Raw genomic sequence first — 16,937 nt, 5'->3', positions numbered from 1 at the left:
CATGAAACACCTGATATGTATAGTCGCCGCATGTTTACTTTCGGCATGCGGCAAAGATTGGTTGGCTACCAAACCAGATAAAGCACTCGTCGTACCCTTAGCGGTATCAGACTACCAGTCGCTTTTAAATAACAACCTGTTTACCAGCAACGACGCTGCGTCATTCGGCGAGTTGGGTGCCGATGACCTTTACTTTACAGATGCTGACTACCTCTCCCTGACACAATGGGAGCAGAAACCTTATACCTGGGCGCGCGAAGATTTCTACCCAGATAACGTCAATACTTCCTGGCGATATGCCTACCAGCGGGTGCTGAAATCAAATGTAGTGCTCGACGGCCTTGATCAATTGACCAGCGAAAAAGGAAGTGCTGCATGGAACAATGCCAAGGCTAACGCCCTGTTCTACCGGGCATTTGCTTTTCACCAGTTGGCTTCCCTTTTCTGCCAGCCCTTTGTGACCGGGCAGACCGAAGATATGCCGGGCATTCCGTTGCCGCTCCGATCCGACATCAATGCACCTATTTTCCGCAGTACCGTGGCTGAGACGTATCGTCAGATCATCACAGATCTGAATGAAGCGCATACGCTGCTGCCGGAAGTTCCGGCAAACAAACTCAGGCCGGGTAAACAGGCTGCAGATGCACTCCTGGCACGGGTGTTTCTCACCATGGAGGATTATGAGCAAGCCCTTTTACATGCTGAGCGGGCGCTGGAAGGTGCGGGATCCCTGCTTCCCTATCATCAGGTGTCCTCGGCGCCCGTATATCCTTTCGTCATCTTTAACGATGAAGTCATCTACCACTCCGGCGGGATTAACTATGGCGCGTTGCGCAAGTCATTTATTGACCAAACGCTTTACGACAGCTATGGACAAGGCGACTTGCGAAAACTCCTATTCTTCACCCTCGTTAATAACCAGCCAAGATTCCGGGGGCACTACGGCGGCAACCACATACTCTTTTCCGGTCTGGCGCTAGACGAAATGTACCTGATAGCCGCAGAATCCAGCATCCGAACGGGCCATGCTTCAGCCGGTCTAGCGCACCTCAATGTGTTGTTAGCACAGCGATGGGATCCGTCACTGTTTACGCCGATTCAGGAAAGCGACCCTGAGCGTCTACTCGCCACCGTGCTGGATGAGCGGAGAAAGGAGCTGCTTTTCCGGGGAGTCAGGTGGACAGATCTGCGTCGGTTAAACCGCGATCCCCGATTCGCAAAAACCATCAACCGGGTGGTTCTTGGAGAAAAGATCGAATTAGCTTCTGACGATATGCGGTATGTATTACCCATCGATGAGGAAGAAATTAGGCTTACAGGTATGGAACAGAACCCCAGATAATATACATCATGAACAAATTCATCAAAACACTCGTTATAACAGCGGCCATGCTTCCGCTATTCCTAGCTGGCCAATTTACGGCATACGCTACCGGAGACAACGTAATGTCACAATCAGATAGCATTTCCATCTCCGGAACTTTCCGTGGCGCCATCGCAGGCATTGACACGGTCACCTTATTTGTTTGGGAGAGCATGCCCCCGCTACGGCGTTTACATGCCAAAAGTTCAACTTCTTACCAGCAAATCTTGGTTGATGGTCAGTTCCATTTCTCCATCAAGCCTACCAGTGACATCGTTTACATTTCGCTCGCCTACGATAAGTGGAATGGTCAGCATAGACATCTATTCAATAGATATTTAAGCCAACGGGGAGACAGTATCAACGTGACCGCCAATTTTATTGAATTGACCAACATCAACACCGTTTCAGACAGTGGTCGGTTGATCGAAAACGATCAATTGTTTTTTTTGGGGAAGGGGGCTGGCAAATATAATATGTGGAAAATTGCGGAAAAGAAGGCCAATGACTTGGCTTCCGAATACTATGCCTGGCACCAAGCACTGCAGGAAGATTCGGGCCAAGAAAACTCCGAGATCGAGCGTATTTTTGACCGATACCAATACATTGCCAGCGCGCAGTTGAATTGGCTCAACCGTTTCACACCGGTGTGCTCTCCAGAGCTGTTTCGCGTCTTACGCAATGAATTGCTGGCCGAAATCAGTTACACATATTTATACCGCCCGTTAATATTTGCTACCAAAAAAATTACAGACTCCGACAGGGCTGGATTTGACTCGAGGTATCACGAATTGGTTCGAGACGTACCTCTTCCCGATACCAATAAGACCTCCGGTGCATACGGTTCATATCGTTTACTGGATTTTACACTTAGCAAAATACGCGTTGAAGGCACGTTGTCTGGGAGTGGCCTTTACCCGCTCCTCAAGCAGCGGTACACGGGATTGCTCAGGGAACGCCTGCTCACCAAATACTTGTCCGAGCAGTATAGTCACCTGCTTGCGGATAGTGCCCAATCGTATCTTCGGGATGCGTTGCAGCTGGTTCATGACGAAACCAACAAGCAATGCTTACTATCGCTTCAACACCTTGAAAAAGGTGCCCCTGTGTATAACTTCTCATTGCCAGATAGGGATGGTAATGTCGTGACCTTGTCCGATTTCCGCGGCAAAATTGTCTTTATCGACTTTTTCTATACCGGTTGCAGTAACTGCGCTTCCTATTTTAAAAAGTCCGTCAAACCCGCCAAAGAATACTTCAGAAGCAATCCTGAGGTCGTCTTTATGTCGGTATCCATTGACGGGAATCGTGATAAGTGGATCAAAAGTTTAGAAAGTGAGCTTTATACCTCTTCAGACGCCCTCAATCTCTACACCGATGGTAAGGGGGCTGTTCACCCGATTATCGAGTCGTTGAAGATTTTAGGGTATCCGCATCCTATTCTCATCGATCGTGAAGGTAAAATCTTCAATAATCGATACAGTGAGCTCGGGCAAAACGATCCGCCGGGGTTGATCGCCAGGATAAACGAAGCGTTGAAGCAACGTAGTTCCTCAACGGACTAAGTAAACCAATATTTCAGCCTGTTGGCTGCAGCAACGATCATGTGTTTGCAAGCCCGATCACAGCGCTCCGAGTCCTCGGAGCCTGTGCCGTTGGGCAATCCTAAAACTCCCAGTGGTGCACTTTAGCCGCCGACTAGCTCAACGCGGATTCACAGTTCATCCATTGTCTACGGTTACCTTGAATGTTCAAAGCCCATCATCAACTTTACCCTTATTGATTATGGCCATAATCCGTTGCTATATATCTTTCAAATGTAATGAGATAACGAGGACTTTGCTCATCGTATGTCATGGGGCGTCCGCGGAGCGTTTTGCCCGTAGCTACGGAGTATATCCTGTTCGTACCCCATCCTAGGGAAAACAATCTGAATTTCCAATCCATTACCGGGTAGCTCAGCAATTTTCTCTATAAAGAATCGGGTACTATTATTGATTTCGTCGAAGTGATCCATCTGTTTACTAATCTGTCCAATTTTCAATCTTTCCATTATCCTCAACCCAAATCTCAATAAATATATCTTCAGCCATCGGTATCCCTTTATCCTTTAAGATGTCAAATTTCAAAGAGCTCAGTGCATGGCGAATTTTGTTTATGCAGAAGTTATATTCGTCATCCTCGTAATAGTCTTTGATTTCTTCATCCGATACATTCATTCGCACTTTTGATACCGTTCCATCGGCACCGATTGTTACCCAATACCCTTCGGAGCAGTCAAATGCGTCTGGATTTTTCCATTTCTCCCTCTTGAGTTTCCGGAACAAAATATCGGAAACCTCATTTTTCTCTTTTCGATCGATACCCTTTGGGTCGTCGACATAATTTTCTACCGATTCATTTTTGGATACTCGGCCGCTGTCAAGCGTCAAGACCCGTTCCTTCTCAAAAATTTTATAAAATACGCCATCCCATCTTAATACCTCGTCCGTCAGTGGAAAGTTGAGGTATCCACTATACCAATCAATAAAAACTTTACCTTCAATAAAACTTTCCCCAAAAACGGTTTTCATCCTTGTAATTGATGCTTCCCTATCTTTCGCTACATGCTGCAGCTCCCCGCAGCCAATCATGTCTACAAGAAAAAGACTGTCGTGTTGAATTTCGTAAATAGCTTGGTACCCACGCCAACAATTAAAGGTAGCCCCATCCCTAAATGCTAAACCAAACAATGTTTCGCTGTTTTCGATATTCCGGCTTTGAAGATATTGCTCAACGATTAGATTGTAAGTAGCTACCGTATCATTTCCATAAACGATATAGTCGGGCGATTGCGGGCTTGCAATAAGTTTTGATGCCCACATCAAGATGACAACAATAAGCAACTGTTTATAACCCTTCATAAAATGTCTGAAACGGTTTCACTTTGCTTCTTTAAATTACTCATAAACGTTTTGACATTATGCCTGTTCCAGCCATGCGAAATAACCGAAGGGATGGCATTCGGATCACAGATGCTGTTGATCAGTATTTATTGTTATCTGAGGTCGCAAAATGTGATCAAAGGCATTCCAAAACCAAAAAATCCGAATGCTTCAGGCCCAGGTCACGTTGGTTTCGATAAGGGTAAAAAGTTTGTGTACAATATCCAAAATCTGTAATGGGTTTCTTCAACCGAGTTATATTACCGCCACTTAACAACATTTAAAAGTCAATCTGTACACACCATCCGTTAACCGGAATCCCCGATCCGTCAATCGCCCTTTCGTGCCAAGCGAGCCACTCCATAGTTTTGAGGGCATAAATAGTTATTTTAAGATCTAGCGAGATGAAAAAAACGATTAAAACAGCCACTATCGCACTGGCGCTTACCGCTGCCCTCATGTCGGGTTGCGAGACCACTCACCTAGACCTGGTAAACACCGGGTTCGATGCGGAACTATTTCGCAAAAACCTGAAAGCCTCCACCGATGGGAAAACGGTAGGCTACTCTTTTGCTATCAGCCAGAACGGCAAAGTCGTCAAGTTTGATGCCGGTGGATCAGCCCGTACCCAGAAAGATGGAGAGCTTGCTTACGACTACCTCACACGCCAGGGCACCGGCAGCACGTCAAAGACGATCACCGCTTTCGCCGTCCTGCAGGCCCTGGAAGCAAAAGGCAAAGACGAAAAAGCACGGCTTGTCGATCTGTTGCCCAAGTGGTGGGATATCCCCATGGAAAACCACCCGCTCACCGTGGCCATGTTGCTGCAGCACTACGCTGGCCTTACGCCAGTCGGGAAAGATTACAAATCGCTGCGCGAGAGTATGCAGATACCAACTACCGGCTATGGCAAGGCGCACTATAAGTACACGAACAACAACTACTCGATTTGCCGCGTGCTCCTGTTCTGTATCGTGAATGGCACAACAGACCTGAATGGCCTTAGCGATGAGGCCGCAGATGAGGTCGTGTCGCAATTCTACCGCAATTATGTACGGCAGAACATCTTCAAGAAGGCGGGCATCCCCAACTGGTCGCAGATCAACGTGGGCCCCTGGAACGAGAACGGCCCGGTGGATAGCGAAAGTGGCGATCGCCGGATAACACTCTATTATAATTTCCAGCAGCCGAATCTTGCCGGCGTAACTACCTGGACCACCTACCTGCAAGCCGGGCCCGGCGGCTGGTATATGAATAGCCCGGAAATGTCAGCCGTATTGGCGGCCGGCGAACAAGGAAAACTGGTAAGCGCCGCCATGATGAAGCGGATGAAGGAAGATTTCATGGGCTATGACGGGACGCGCGATGGAAAGTACGGCACCTATTATTTTAAGAACGGTGTCTGGGCTGATCCCCAAACACGGGGCATCTACACGGTGGTGATGCACTTCCCGAACAATGTTCAGGTGGCGTGGCACAGTAACGCCCGCGTAACGCAATTGGGATCGCCTGAAACGCTGATCCAAAAAGCGTATGACGCCTCTTGGCGATAGTGTCATCTACCTCAAGCGCACAGCCCCGGGCCGTAATGGCTTGGGGCTGTGTCGGTTCAGTGAAACGATCAATTTGTTCATAGTTAGGGTTTGTTTAAAGAGCTTGACGAAAAACTCGCCTCAATTTTTAATGATCATTAGTATTCCATTCTTTCTCGTTCAATTGAAACATGAAAGAATTAGGTGTTTGTTGTTGCAAACGTAGCCATTACTTAAGGCATTCCCAAGCTGATTGCCTCTGTCTCATTTCAATCTGGCATAAGGCATTTCATTTATTGTCGAAAATGCCCTCCAGCTCCTGCTTAAGTTCTTAACAACGGCGATAGGAGGGGGTCATCCGTCATCTTGTTGGGAAAGCCGAGCAAATGGTTTCTGAGTTTTAACACGATCACATTATCTGCCTCGGTGCCCTTAGACCGATGGGCGGTTAAATAGCTGATGTCAATTTCTTCAAACCCTTTTACTTCCGATTTACCTTGGCTTTCAAAATATTTCCCGAAATTACAGAATAGCGAGATGTCACTTCCTGCAAAGCGGTAAATCGATTGCCGATCGTCTCCTACACAAACCAATCGTGCACCCGACAATTCCCGGATTTCCATGATCAACTTAAACCGCGAAAATGAGATATCCTGATATTCATCAATGATGATGTATTTATAGCTGTATTTCGGCTTGTTCTGGCTTATAAGCTCCGTTGCGAAATTAATCATATCGTTGAAGTCAAGCTCATTTCTTTCCTTCAACGTGTTATCGTATTTTTCAAGGCAACGGGCATATTGAATCCTCACTATTTTAATTTTCCCATCGCCGATTCCAGTTCCTCAATTGTTGGCATTTCGCTTTTAAGTTTCTTCGGCAGCTGGTAGTCGGCCACACCCAATGGCGATTCGATTCCTTTAAGCGAATACTTGATAACCGTTTCATTGGGTGTCTTGCAAAGCAACACGCCAATGGTTTGCTTGTCTTCCTTGCTTTTGATCTGTTCGTCTATGGCATTGACATAGAAATTGAGCTTTCCCGTGTATTCAGGTTTGAATTCGCCAACTTTCAATTCAAAAACCACAAAGCAGTGTAAATGGAAATTGTAAAACAAAAGATCAAGGTAGAAGTCATCGTTGCCGACCTGCAAGTGGTACTGGTTGCTCACGTAGGCAAACCCCTTTCCCAACTCTAGCAGGAATTTCCGGATATGTTGTACCAAAGCCTTCTCCAGCTCCCGTTCTTGTATGTCTTCACCGATACCCAAAAAATCAAACAGGTAAGGGCTCTTTAAAGTTTCCTTTGCCAAATCGGATTGGAGCTTAGGGAGCGTGCGTTCAAAATTAGTAATGGCTTGACCTTGGCGTTCATGGAGTTTATTTTCGATTTGCAGCACCAATACATCTTTACTCCATCCGTTTTCTGCGGTTTTCTGTATGTAATACGAACGGATACTCGCGCTTTTTATTCTGTCTAATATGACGGTGTGATGCGACCATGGAATTTGTGCAACCAACGGTTGCACAAATTCATTATTCTGTTTCTCAGCATGTTGTGATTTTGCAGCCGACGGTTGCAAAATTGAGTCACCTAATTGTGCAATCCCTCCTTGCACAAATTCCGGATAGGCGTCGGCAAAGGCCCTCATGTATTTCAGATTGCGAACAGAAAACCCTCTAACATCAGGAAATTCGTTTTTTAAATCAGCAGATAGCCGGTCAATAATCTTTGCTCCCCAACCTGCATTCTTTATTTGACTAGAAATAACATTGCCTATATACCAATACAATTCCAGCATCTCGGTGTTTACCGCTAATGCCGCTCGCTGCTGGGACTGCCGGATTCGTTCTTTCAGGTCGCCAACTAATTGTAAATATGTGTTATCTATACTCATTGGTCAATTTATTTCCATAATCCAATGCATCACAACATTGCGACCTTATTACGGGTTCTAATTGATTAGTAAATTCCCCTCGATATACTTACTGTTTAATTATTTGAGTTTAAAACTAAATTTCCACCATCAGGTGGTCGTTTGGTCTTGAAGTCATAAATTGTGACTTTAAGATAGATAACTGCTTGAGGTAAATATAGGCGTTTAGTTTTTGACGTCCAATAATATAGATAAAAATGCTAAAAAATTTATTTTTTTGATTTAGTGGATATTCCGGAAAGTACACCCCCCTTATCTTTCAGGTAATGGGTTTCTCTTTTTCCACCCCATTGTCTTTTTAACATATCTTAACAGTCCTGCTGTAACAAAGCGGCGCCGGAAAGCGTCATATAATCAGTTAGTAAAATTTATAAAAGTTGTCTTTTCATAATTTAGGTTTATAATTGGTTAGTTAGCAAGCCCCGATTCTCCCCGTTTCGGGGCTTTGTTTAAGGAGCTCATTTCGTTTGGCTCGACTGCCGATTTAAGAATATCCTAAACACTTTTTCACTATCCGTACTTAGTTCAATGCGGTATTTTCCAGGAAATAGCAGATCAAGTTTCTCATAGACACTTTGTATACCATATCCAGCAGTGAAGCCATCATCATAAGGTGTTCCGTCGTCTTTTACTGAAATAGCCAGTGTTGAATCTGCCAACGTAAACGAAATGTCCACTTTTAGCTGCACCGTATTTCGGTTCATCCCATGCTTAATACAGTTTTCCACGATGGGCTGGAGCAGCATTCTAGGTATGCTGAACGACTTCGCGTCGTCCGCTATCTCCACACGGTATGTGAGTTTGTCACCAAAACGGATCTTCTCTATTTCCAGATAGGTTTCCATCATTTCCGCTTCCTGTTCCACGGTGATGAGCATTTCCTGTTCGCGGTTCATACTGTATCTGAAAAACCGGGATAACGCCAAGGCCATTTGCCTTGTTTTATTGCCATCCACGGTTGCCAGCCCCGCAATGGAATTCAACGAATTATACAGGAAATGCGGATTGACTTTTGCCTGCAGGGCGTCGAATCGCAGCTCTACATTTTTTTTCTGTAACTCCAGCTTACTGATCCTATTCCGTTGTCTTTCTTCCAATTGGTCCAGCATGTACAGGTAAGTATATTTGAACGGTATGATCAGGAAGGAAAAGCCGATGCTGCTACCGATCATATATTGGAGGTATCCCGGTCTGAATATGTAACTGCCGTCTTCAAATCGTTGGTGGACCACCTCCCTGATGGGGAAACCATCCAAAACGGCTACTATGCACGTGGACGCGAAGAGTGTAAGCGCACACAGCGTGAAATCCACGATGGCGTTCGATACCTTTCCCCCACGCTTTATGTAGCCGCTCACGAGGAGGTAGCCATTGTATACCACGAAAATAAAACCCAACGACCATACATGGGAGGGTTCGATGGTGCCGCGCCCATTTACCAATTGCCAAAGCGCCAATAGTCCGGATGACGCCAGAAATATCAGGTTCTGCTTTTTCCATTTTTCGGTAAAGTGTACCCCTGGCAGATGGGCCAAGACGTATGTCAATGCAAAGAATAATAGAAAAGCCGACAGAAAATCAAAGTATGCCTCCATAATGAAATTATTTTAGGCCAAATTAATACGGAACACGCCGGATGTCCAACGTTATTTCCCCAAACCTGAAAAACTAGCCGGTCAACCTGAAAAATATAAACTTAAATCTATAGCAGCAGTTCCCGTCTTATCACACTGATGTAACTGGTGCCGGTGGTTATTTTGGTGCGGCTATTATCTGCCATGGTAAGCACAAGCCGGTTATTGAAATGTTTTTCCACGGTTTCTATTTTCGTTTTTTTGACGATGTATGATTTTTGGACGCGCAAGAAATCATCGGGCAAGCGTTCTTCCAGTTGTTTCAATGTCAAGTCACATACGTGCTCTGTCCCATCGTCGGTGACCAACGACACATAGCCATCCCGGGCAGCGCAAAACGCTATCGTCTCACACGGCACAAAGGTTATCTTCGAACGCACGGTTATCGGTATCGCAAAGGCTTTTTTTGGCGGGTTCAGCATGCTGCTCCAATCCATCAATTTGGAAACATCGATTTCCTGATGCTTCGGAATGAATTTCTCTATTTTACCCACGCATTGGGCAAAGCGTTTATCATCCACCGGTTTGAGCAGGTAGTCGATGGAGTTTTGGTTGAACGCCTCGATGGCATATTGGTCATAAGCCGTGCAAAACACAATATAGGGCTGATAGGAGAGGCGCTTCAGCACCTCAAAGCCGTTCATGTCCGGCATTTGGACGTCCAGAAAGACGATTTCCGGCTTTAGGCTGTTGATGAGCGTCACAGCTTCCGTTCCGTTATGGGCTTGCCCAATCAGTTTAATGCCGTGATAGCCCTTCAATAGGTTATGCAAGGCATAATGAGCTGCCTGTTCGTCATCAACGGATATCGCCGTGCGGGTATGCATGCCCAATATTACATTTTTCGGTTTACTCATTAAAGAAATCTGATATGCTATCCTCACCACTCCAAGCGGCAAGCAGCTAATGTTTTATGTTAATCGCCCATTGTCATTCTTTTCACCACATTGTCCAGCCGCTCCACTACTAGGTTCAGATAAACACGGTTATCCGGACTACGTTCCTGTACAACTTTCAACAGCCCCCTGAAAAGGGTGAGCGTCGTGTTATCAGCCGCTGCGCCATCCGCTACGGAGATATACAGTTCGATGTCGTTGCCCACTTTTTCCACATGAACGTATTTGGTCACCTCGTCGTCAAAGAATCCACCCAATCGCAAGCTGTATGCAATGCGGTCAACCTCCCTTTCCGGTATATTCGTGGTGTCAAAACTGATTTCATGCTGCATGCGGCCATAGGTTTTTGAAGTAATATCAGCATTTACGATGGCATCCACCACTAATCCGGTGCCTAATAAAGCCACAAGGGTAATCACCAGGCCAATCAGGCCAACGCCTATTGTCCGTTTCCAGCTATGCACTTCTCCTCCGGCATCGATATGTGCCTCAATGCGTTCACCTTGGAATCGGTTTACCAATGCATAGGCAATCGTGGTATAAACGAGCGGAACGATGAAATTCGGGATTTTTTCTAGGGCAGGTACCAAGAATGGGCTCGCAAATATAACCACCGTGGATAGTAGCGTGGCTATCCATGTGATGCGCACTTTATCACGCTGCTCAAAGACCTTGAAGTTCTCGGCTATGAGGTACCCTATAGCCAATGGTCCGCCCAGAAATGACGCCAGCGCCAATTCTTTATCCCTATAGATCCGTTCGGTGGTCACCTCCATGGCAGTTCAATAGTGATCTATCTCACGGTAACGACAAATTCAACTTCGTCTTCCGGTAAGCAGCGTTCCGCATCGCAAGCAGAAAACGCAACCACTCCCTTTACTTTCACTTCCCCCTGCTCATGCAATCCAACTTTTTGCTGAAACACAACCTCATTATCGAAGTAAGGCACATCGATATCGAAAACCATTTCATAGTTCATCTTGGGCTTAGGCTCCAGGGTTTTTCCAATTACCGAATAAGCACCGTCGGGCTTAAAATCAATAGCGGTTTTGATAGGTCCGCCTTCCGGGACGTTAAGGGAATAGATGTGCCATCCTTTAGCCATTGTTGCTTTTACAAAGATGACGGCCTCTTTGTCGGTTATTTTCTTTGAACCAAACTGCCACTTAACCGGGGTCAGGATTTGGCATATGCAGGCAGTGGAAGCGAAGGTGAAGAGAACTACCACTAATGCTGATTTTTTTATCATACCTATCAAATTAAGGCCTATGTTATAAGCGTTTATATTATCTTCTGCTAAATGTATGCAAAAGTAGCGGCAATGCAAATTTGCTGCGAAATTGAATACCGGAAGTGGTTTCGGTGACGAGCTTTTCACGATGTTATAAAAAGTAGCCTTTCTGGCTAGCCGGAATATACGGCCAAGGAATCATTATTGGGCGGTATGGCATCGATGATCAAGAGCTTGACGAAAAACTCGCTTCAATTTTTAATGACCGTTAGTGTTCACTCGGGCAACCCGGTTCTGCGTATAATCCCTGAATATTGTCAGCTTTGTTTCGGCTATAAAGGGTACTTTGGTTTGCCGGGATCTGCAGCACATTTGTACTATTTATACCAAACCATATTCCCGGCCAATTTTAGCCTGCAACAGCCTGTACCTGGGTACGCCCGATTATGGTTACATTTCAAAACCTCGGTAATTTTTCGTATATTCGTGCAATTCTATGACGAATCAAGGGTATACACACGCTTTGGCGTTGCTTTCCGGCAACGCTTTCTGATAAGTTTTCTTTTCTGAAATCCGAGGTACACCGGTGGCGAAAGCCGTGGGTGGCTTTGTATTATTAACTAAAAAAATAATCACAACATAAAATAAATAAGGAAAAAATTAATGGCAGAAACATTTAGTAAACGAGAACGACGAAAGAAAAAAATTGAAAGACGAAGAGAAAAAGAGTTCCGCAGGGATGAGCGGCGGCAATTGCCGGTAAAACAAAAAAGCCTCGAAGAAATGATGGCTTACGTGGATGAAAACGGAAACCTTTCGGATACACCACCAGATCCGAAAAACGCCTATAAGGCAGCAGTGGAAGACATTGTCATCGACATCCCCAAGGCGCTCCCCGATGACCCTGATGCCATACCTACTGGCGTTGTCAGTTATTTCGATCCTTCCAAAGGCTATGGGTTTATTGTCAACGACCAAACCCAGGAGCGCCTTTTTGTACACGTGAACAGCTTTGCCGAGCCAACCACGGAACTGAGCATAGGCGATAAGGTATCGTACACCCCCACGCGGAGCCCTCGCGGCATGCAGGCCACAGCGGTGGTAAAACGTTAGGAGCATCGACTCACAAGCCCCGATTGTTTCTGTTTCGGGGCTTTGCTTTTCGTTACCTTATTCCCCGCAGACCCAAATCATTTTAACCAGTTTCTTTTCTTCCCAAAAGACTTGTCATTCGTCGTCGGTGAGCTCTGCTGGATTGCCTTGCTCGTCGAAAATGCTGGCAATCGTATCGCAGGCAGGGCCGATAAAACAGTGCACATAAAACGACCGTCCATCCCATTTAAACAAGCCGATTCGCGGTTCACAGAAGCAGTTGTCGTCAATAAGTTGCGTTACCGATTTGGGCACGCCGTCCAAGCGTAATTGAGGTGCTTTGTCGCAGGAGAATAGGGTAATCGCCGCGATGCCAATCAGAAAACAGATACTTTTCATAATCAATTGTTTTCCCCAATCTTATATCCCACCATCTCCCTGTCCGGCAATAGTGGCGGTCTCTTAATCTTATCGTTCAGTTCATCGAGGTACTGAAATACGAGTTCGATGTTTTTATCTTGGTTGTCCAGTGAGCGTTTTATCTTTTCAATTTCGAGGCGAATATCAGTTTCGCTCATGATAGCTGTTCGGAGCTGGTTAAATATCCGCATGATTCGTATGTTGACTTGGATAGCCCGTTGGCTGTTGAGGACGCTCGATAGCATTAGTACCCAGTGCTCAGTAAACACAAAGGGCTCGTTTCGCCGACCTCCCCAACTTGCGGTCACAAATTGTGACCGCAAGTTGGCCCACTCATCCTTAGTCAATTGAAACATGAAATCGTTGGGAAATCGCTCAATATTGCGTCTTACGGCTTGGTTCAGCACCTTGGTTTCTAACCCCTTAAGTGTTGCCAAGTCACTGTCTATCATTACATTTAATCCTACAAATCCGATAATACCTGTTTGTCGCCCAAAAGGTAACGGGTTTCTTTGTCTACGAAAGCGTCGGAAGAACTACAAGATGACGGGCAGGCCCTTTGATTCCCATGTTATTGATTCACGACGATGTCCTGCTTTTCAATAACTTCTCCGCTTGTATTTTTTAAGATACAAGTATATTCGCCGTCCGGAAGTTTCAGTGGTATTTGATTGGACATATAGCTTACCGAAATAGGTATTGCGCCGCGATCCAGTATATACTCTTCTTTTTTATAAACGTAAAAGCCAAGATCTTTTCGATTTTCATACCCTTTAAATGGGATGTCAACTTCAGTATATGCCAAGTCTGCCCCTAAGAAAATCCGGCGCGGGTTTAAAAAGTTTGCTATATAAATATCAAAATTATCATCAGCATCCGAGGACTCTACTATTTCAATCCTATCATCGTCAAATGTTCTCGGCAAAAACTTGGTTTGGTTTATGGTTAACGGATCTATTTTTGTTCGTTCTTTGAAATAAAAGCCCATTGTCCCCCGATCCTGGTCATCTATATCTTCTCCTATGTTTCCAAAACCACCAAGCACCGCTATTTTGACATCATTACCCTTTTTAATTCGTGTCTTTTTAATGATATTTTTTGCCATAGCGAGTTGCCGGTTTCGAGAGCCCTTTAAGTCCTCATAACCTATAATACGGAAACCCGTCATTTTGGCTACCCTAATCAAATTCGCCATGTTCGGATCCCTAGTATAAAACCCGCTTTCCATGACCGGAAATCCTGTACTATTAACGCGGTCATCGTCGTCTGCAAGCCCTTCCAATGCGAGCGTTCTGAATCCATGTTCGTAGAGTCTGTCAAGCATTAAGTTGACTAAAAGGCGGCATTGAGGTGCAAAGTGATTTTCATTGAACATAACTACCTGTTCATCCCGGATCGTATCAACCAGCGAATCAATAGTAATTTTATGGCGGTGTACAGGTTCCTCTTTCGCCTGGTCAGAATCGGTATACGCTACTGGTTCACCGAGAAAAGAAGTAAAAGTTTTAAATATTTGATCCAATCCTATATTGCTGTTTTCTTGATTTCGTATGATGGCTGAGAGCGTGTCTACGGGCAAAAGGTAGTTGCATTCTCCGTTACTTTCAAAACAACTATCAGCGATATTGAGTCCTGTATTATATATATCATCAAACACAAGTTCGTCGAATTTGTCACCTGTTTTTAAAGAACTGAAAACGGTCTCTATCGACTTGTTGATGTATGCTAAAAATTCTGGGCCTTCACGTGTTTCATCAAATTTAATATCTAGGATATTTAAGTAAGTATTAGTATACAATGGCACCAGAATGTCGGAAAAAACAGTTTCCTTATTTCGATAGATTTTATAGTAATACGTTGAGCCATGGATGGAAGTGTCCCGTGTGTAATCTGTAAGAGATGGATCCTCTATTAAATAACCCAAGATATACATGGGTCTATCGACGGCCCGATATGTCCCCCATAGAACAACGTTTTTGGGCAGAGGTATTTGGTGGGCCCTTAATTCACGTCGGAATTTCGGGAATGAAATATTTTTGCTGCCAATAATCGCGTTGCCGTAAAGACTTACCTTCACTTTTAACGACGTATTACTGTACTCGTTCATAAAGCCTTCTGAGAACTTATTTCTTTTTATTATCTCGCTGTTTCTCGTTGCACAACTATTGACGGTGGTTATAGCAACTATTCCAAAAAACAAACTAAGAAACGTGCTTCGCTTGATAAGGATCATACCCAGGTCACCTTGGTTTCGATAAAGATAAAAAGTCTGTGTATAATATCCAAGTCCACATTCATAACCCCATTAGGCAGTCAGAAAGCAGTGGAGATCGCCATACTACCTCCTTACTTCCAGAGCGGCTCTGACTTATCAATTCAGGAACATTGGCAAAAAGGCTGGTATCGTGAAACCACCACGCTGATTTCTATCTTTTCGATAATATCGAACAACAAGATGCGGAGTTCTCTATCAAAGTATACAAGTTAATGACATCGCTAAACCTGCTGTTGGGTTTAAAGATATGCTGCTGTTTATCGGCTTGCATGGGCCACCAATATCCCGCTAACCGATAGTAACATTTCTAGCCCGCGGGCCTTAAGCTGGGCGATTTGTTGCTCAATGGTAAAGGCTACTTTGGTATACATGTTGGTTATGTTAATTCAGATAGATAGCGCTTAGGAAAGCTATAAAAGCAAAAGACACGCCCCGGGTATCCGGCTATCGATTCATTTGCCGATGGGGACAGCCAGCTAATATACCGCGTTTCGCCAGGAAACTCCATTTCCTTAAATGCCCGATGGTCTGCGCCCAGTCCGCTGAAGAGGTAATAGGTTGTTTAGTTACCACACTTGCTTCACTTTGTAATTTTGGAACTGCGAATCGGCGGTGATTATGATGAGTTTGTCTACAACAGCTTGGCAGATAAGCATTCGGTCGAAAGGGTCGCGGTGGTGGAGGTCGAGCGTTACATTTTTTTCCGTATGGGCTGCTGTTATTGGAAGCAGGCGGAATCCATTTTTATCGAGTTCGCGATACAGGTCTTTGAATGACATGTCTAACTCCAGCTTACCCAGATTGAGTTTAATGGCCATCTCCCAAAAGGAGGCTATGCTTACAAACCGTTCGTTAAAGGGACTTTCGATAAGAGCTCGTGCGTTGTCGGAAAGCTGGGTGTCGCCATTGATAAACCAGAGAAAGGCGTGGGTGTCCAGCAGGTATTGCATTACATGTAGTCTTTGAAATCGTCAAGCGGCTCGTCGAAATCAGCGCTCATCTTGATTTTTCCCTTGGCGCTGCCGAATTTCGCAGGTTTGCTAACAATAGGCTTGGACTTGTTCAGAAGGAAGTCTACAAAATCATTCACCTCCTTTTTCAGATCAGGGGGTAATGATTCATATTTAGTATGTAATGTCAACTGTCCCATAAATGCAAATATACATAACAGACTTGTAACTTCAAACGGGATTAGTGCACACCGGCCATTTCCACATCTCCTCCTAGGTTGATAGTCCCTAATCCCATTGGTGCGGATTCAGTTTTATCACCTCATTGTCTTTTTAACATCTCTTAACAATCCCGCTGTAACAAAGCCGGGCCGGAATGCGTTATATAGTCAGTTAGTAAAATTTGTCTTTTCATAATTTAGGTTTATAATTGGTTAGTTAGCAAGCCCCGATTCTCCCCGTTTCGGGGCTTGGTTTTTAGCGACTTTTATAACGAATAGCGATGACAGTTTTTTGGTTTTAAGTGTAACGGACTTCAAGGAGGAGGTCACTCCGCCGTTATCCTTTGGGTCGGACAAAGTGCTTTTTAAATCCAAGGGTGGAAATGGGCGGGAGTCGAACCCGCATTTATCTTATTGGCAAAGATCTTTTTCCAGTTGAATTACCATTTCCATTTAAAAGTAC

At 44.9% G+C, this 16,937-nt stretch carries 17 protein-coding genes and 1 tRNA gene; 4 read left to right on the top strand and 14 right to left on the bottom strand.

All coding sequences use genetic code 11. The features are described 5' to 3' along the window. Nucleotide 1 precedes the first annotated feature (1 nt). The gene (locus IEV98_RS21575) at nucleotides 2-1,342 is read left to right on the top strand and encodes a RagB/SusD family nutrient uptake outer membrane protein (protein WP_188508130.1); all 1,341 of its coding nucleotides are present in this window, start codon (nucleotides 2-4) and stop codon (nucleotides 1,340-1,342) included. An 8-nt stretch (nucleotides 1,343-1,350) separates the two neighbouring features. Next, nucleotides 1,351-2,928 (top strand): TlpA family protein disulfide reductase, encoded by a 1,578-nt coding sequence (locus IEV98_RS21570; RefSeq protein WP_188508129.1) that lies wholly within the window; start codon nucleotides 1,351-1,353, stop codon nucleotides 2,926-2,928. A 459-nt stretch (nucleotides 2,929-3,387) separates the two neighbouring features. On the opposite strand, the gene IEV98_RS21565 is transcribed toward IEV98_RS21570, so the two are convergent. Next, on the bottom strand, nucleotides 3,388-4,266 hold the full coding sequence (locus IEV98_RS21565; RefSeq protein ID WP_188508128.1) for a hypothetical protein: 879 nt from the start codon (nucleotides 4,264-4,266) through the stop codon (nucleotides 3,388-3,390). Nucleotides 4,267-4,691: 425 nt separating this feature from the next. Here IEV98_RS21565 and IEV98_RS21560 point away from each other — a divergent pair, with 425 nt between their 5' ends. Further along, nucleotides 4,692-5,840: a serine hydrolase domain-containing protein gene (locus IEV98_RS21560; RefSeq protein ID WP_188508127.1), complete on the top strand. Its 1,149-nt coding sequence runs from the start codon at nucleotides 4,692-4,694 to the stop codon at nucleotides 5,838-5,840. 302 nt (nucleotides 5,841-6,142) lie between these two features. On the opposite strand, the gene IEV98_RS21555 is transcribed toward IEV98_RS21560, so the two are convergent. The 6 genes from IEV98_RS21555 to IEV98_RS21530 form a co-directional block, all read right to left on the bottom strand. Continuing rightward, complete coding sequence (locus IEV98_RS21555) at nucleotides 6,143-6,631, bottom strand: UvrD-helicase domain-containing protein (protein ID WP_262892495.1); 489 nt, start codon at nucleotides 6,629-6,631, stop codon at nucleotides 6,143-6,145. Next, a complete protein-coding gene (locus IEV98_RS21550; RefSeq protein WP_188508125.1) occupies nucleotides 6,631-7,716 on the bottom strand; it encodes a PDDEXK nuclease domain-containing protein in 1,086 nt (361 codons plus the stop codon). Before IEV98_RS21550 ends, IEV98_RS21555 begins: the two co-directional genes overlap by 1 nt. 497 nt (nucleotides 7,717-8,213) lie before the next feature. Further along, entirely contained in the window at nucleotides 8,214-9,350 is a 1,137-nt protein-coding gene (locus tag IEV98_RS21545) for a sensor histidine kinase (RefSeq protein WP_188508124.1), read from the bottom strand. A 107-nt stretch (nucleotides 9,351-9,457) separates the two neighbouring features. Further along, on the bottom strand, nucleotides 9,458-10,246 hold the full coding sequence (locus IEV98_RS21540) for a LytR/AlgR family response regulator transcription factor (protein ID WP_188508123.1): 789 nt from the start codon (nucleotides 10,244-10,246) through the stop codon (nucleotides 9,458-9,460). A 59-nt stretch (nucleotides 10,247-10,305) separates the two neighbouring features. Then, nucleotides 10,306-11,061, bottom strand: a complete 756-nt coding sequence (locus IEV98_RS21535) for a hypothetical protein (protein WP_188508122.1) — start codon at nucleotides 11,059-11,061, stop codon at nucleotides 10,306-10,308. Nucleotides 11,062-11,078: 17 nt separating this feature from the next. Further along, nucleotides 11,079-11,534: a protein-disulfide reductase DsbD domain-containing protein gene (locus tag IEV98_RS21530; protein WP_188508121.1), complete on the bottom strand. Its 456-nt coding sequence runs from the start codon at nucleotides 11,532-11,534 to the stop codon at nucleotides 11,079-11,081. A gap of 645 nt (nucleotides 11,535-12,179) precedes the next feature. Here IEV98_RS21530 and IEV98_RS21525 point away from each other — a divergent pair. Next, nucleotides 12,180-12,629, top strand: coding sequence for a cold shock domain-containing protein (locus tag IEV98_RS21525; protein WP_188508120.1), 450 nt, complete (start codon nucleotides 12,180-12,182; stop codon nucleotides 12,627-12,629). Between the two features lie 114 nt (nucleotides 12,630-12,743). On the opposite strand, the gene IEV98_RS21520 is transcribed toward IEV98_RS21525, so the two are convergent. From IEV98_RS21520 to IEV98_RS21490, 7 genes are all read right to left on the bottom strand, one after another. Then, on the bottom strand, nucleotides 12,744-13,007 hold the full coding sequence (locus IEV98_RS21520; protein WP_188508119.1) for a hypothetical protein: 264 nt from the start codon (nucleotides 13,005-13,007) through the stop codon (nucleotides 12,744-12,746). A gap of 2 nt (nucleotides 13,008-13,009) precedes the next feature. Continuing rightward, nucleotides 13,010-13,504, bottom strand: coding sequence for an ORF6N domain-containing protein (locus IEV98_RS21515; RefSeq protein ID WP_371870700.1), 495 nt, complete (start codon nucleotides 13,502-13,504; stop codon nucleotides 13,010-13,012). 95 nt (nucleotides 13,505-13,599) lie between these two features. Then, a complete protein-coding gene (locus tag IEV98_RS21510) occupies nucleotides 13,600-15,135 on the bottom strand; it encodes a hypothetical protein (protein ID WP_188508117.1) in 1,536 nt (511 codons plus the stop codon). A 319-nt stretch (nucleotides 15,136-15,454) separates the two neighbouring features. Beyond that, complete coding sequence (locus IEV98_RS24765; protein WP_371870695.1) at nucleotides 15,455-15,574, bottom strand: hypothetical protein; 120 nt, start codon at nucleotides 15,572-15,574, stop codon at nucleotides 15,455-15,457. A gap of 295 nt (nucleotides 15,575-15,869) precedes the next feature. Beyond that, nucleotides 15,870-16,253, bottom strand: coding sequence for a type II toxin-antitoxin system VapC family toxin (locus tag IEV98_RS21500; RefSeq protein ID WP_188508116.1), 384 nt, complete (start codon nucleotides 16,251-16,253; stop codon nucleotides 15,870-15,872). Then, nucleotides 16,253-16,453: a type II toxin-antitoxin system VapB family antitoxin gene (gene vapB, locus IEV98_RS21495; RefSeq protein ID WP_188508115.1), complete on the bottom strand. Its 201-nt coding sequence runs from the start codon at nucleotides 16,451-16,453 to the stop codon at nucleotides 16,253-16,255. The genes IEV98_RS21500 and vapB overlap by 1 nt, the downstream gene beginning before the upstream one ends. A 399-nt stretch (nucleotides 16,454-16,852) precedes the next feature. Continuing rightward, nucleotides 16,853-16,925: transfer RNA gene (locus IEV98_RS21490), tRNA-Gly, on the bottom strand. Between the last annotated feature and the right edge of the window lie 12 nt (nucleotides 16,926-16,937).

It is taken from the genome of Parapedobacter pyrenivorans, from assembly GCF_014636865.1.
GTDB classification, from domain to species: domain Bacteria; phylum Bacteroidota; class Bacteroidia; order Sphingobacteriales; family Sphingobacteriaceae; genus Parapedobacter; species Parapedobacter pyrenivorans.
This window is presented reverse-complemented; position numbering and strand designations above follow the sequence as displayed.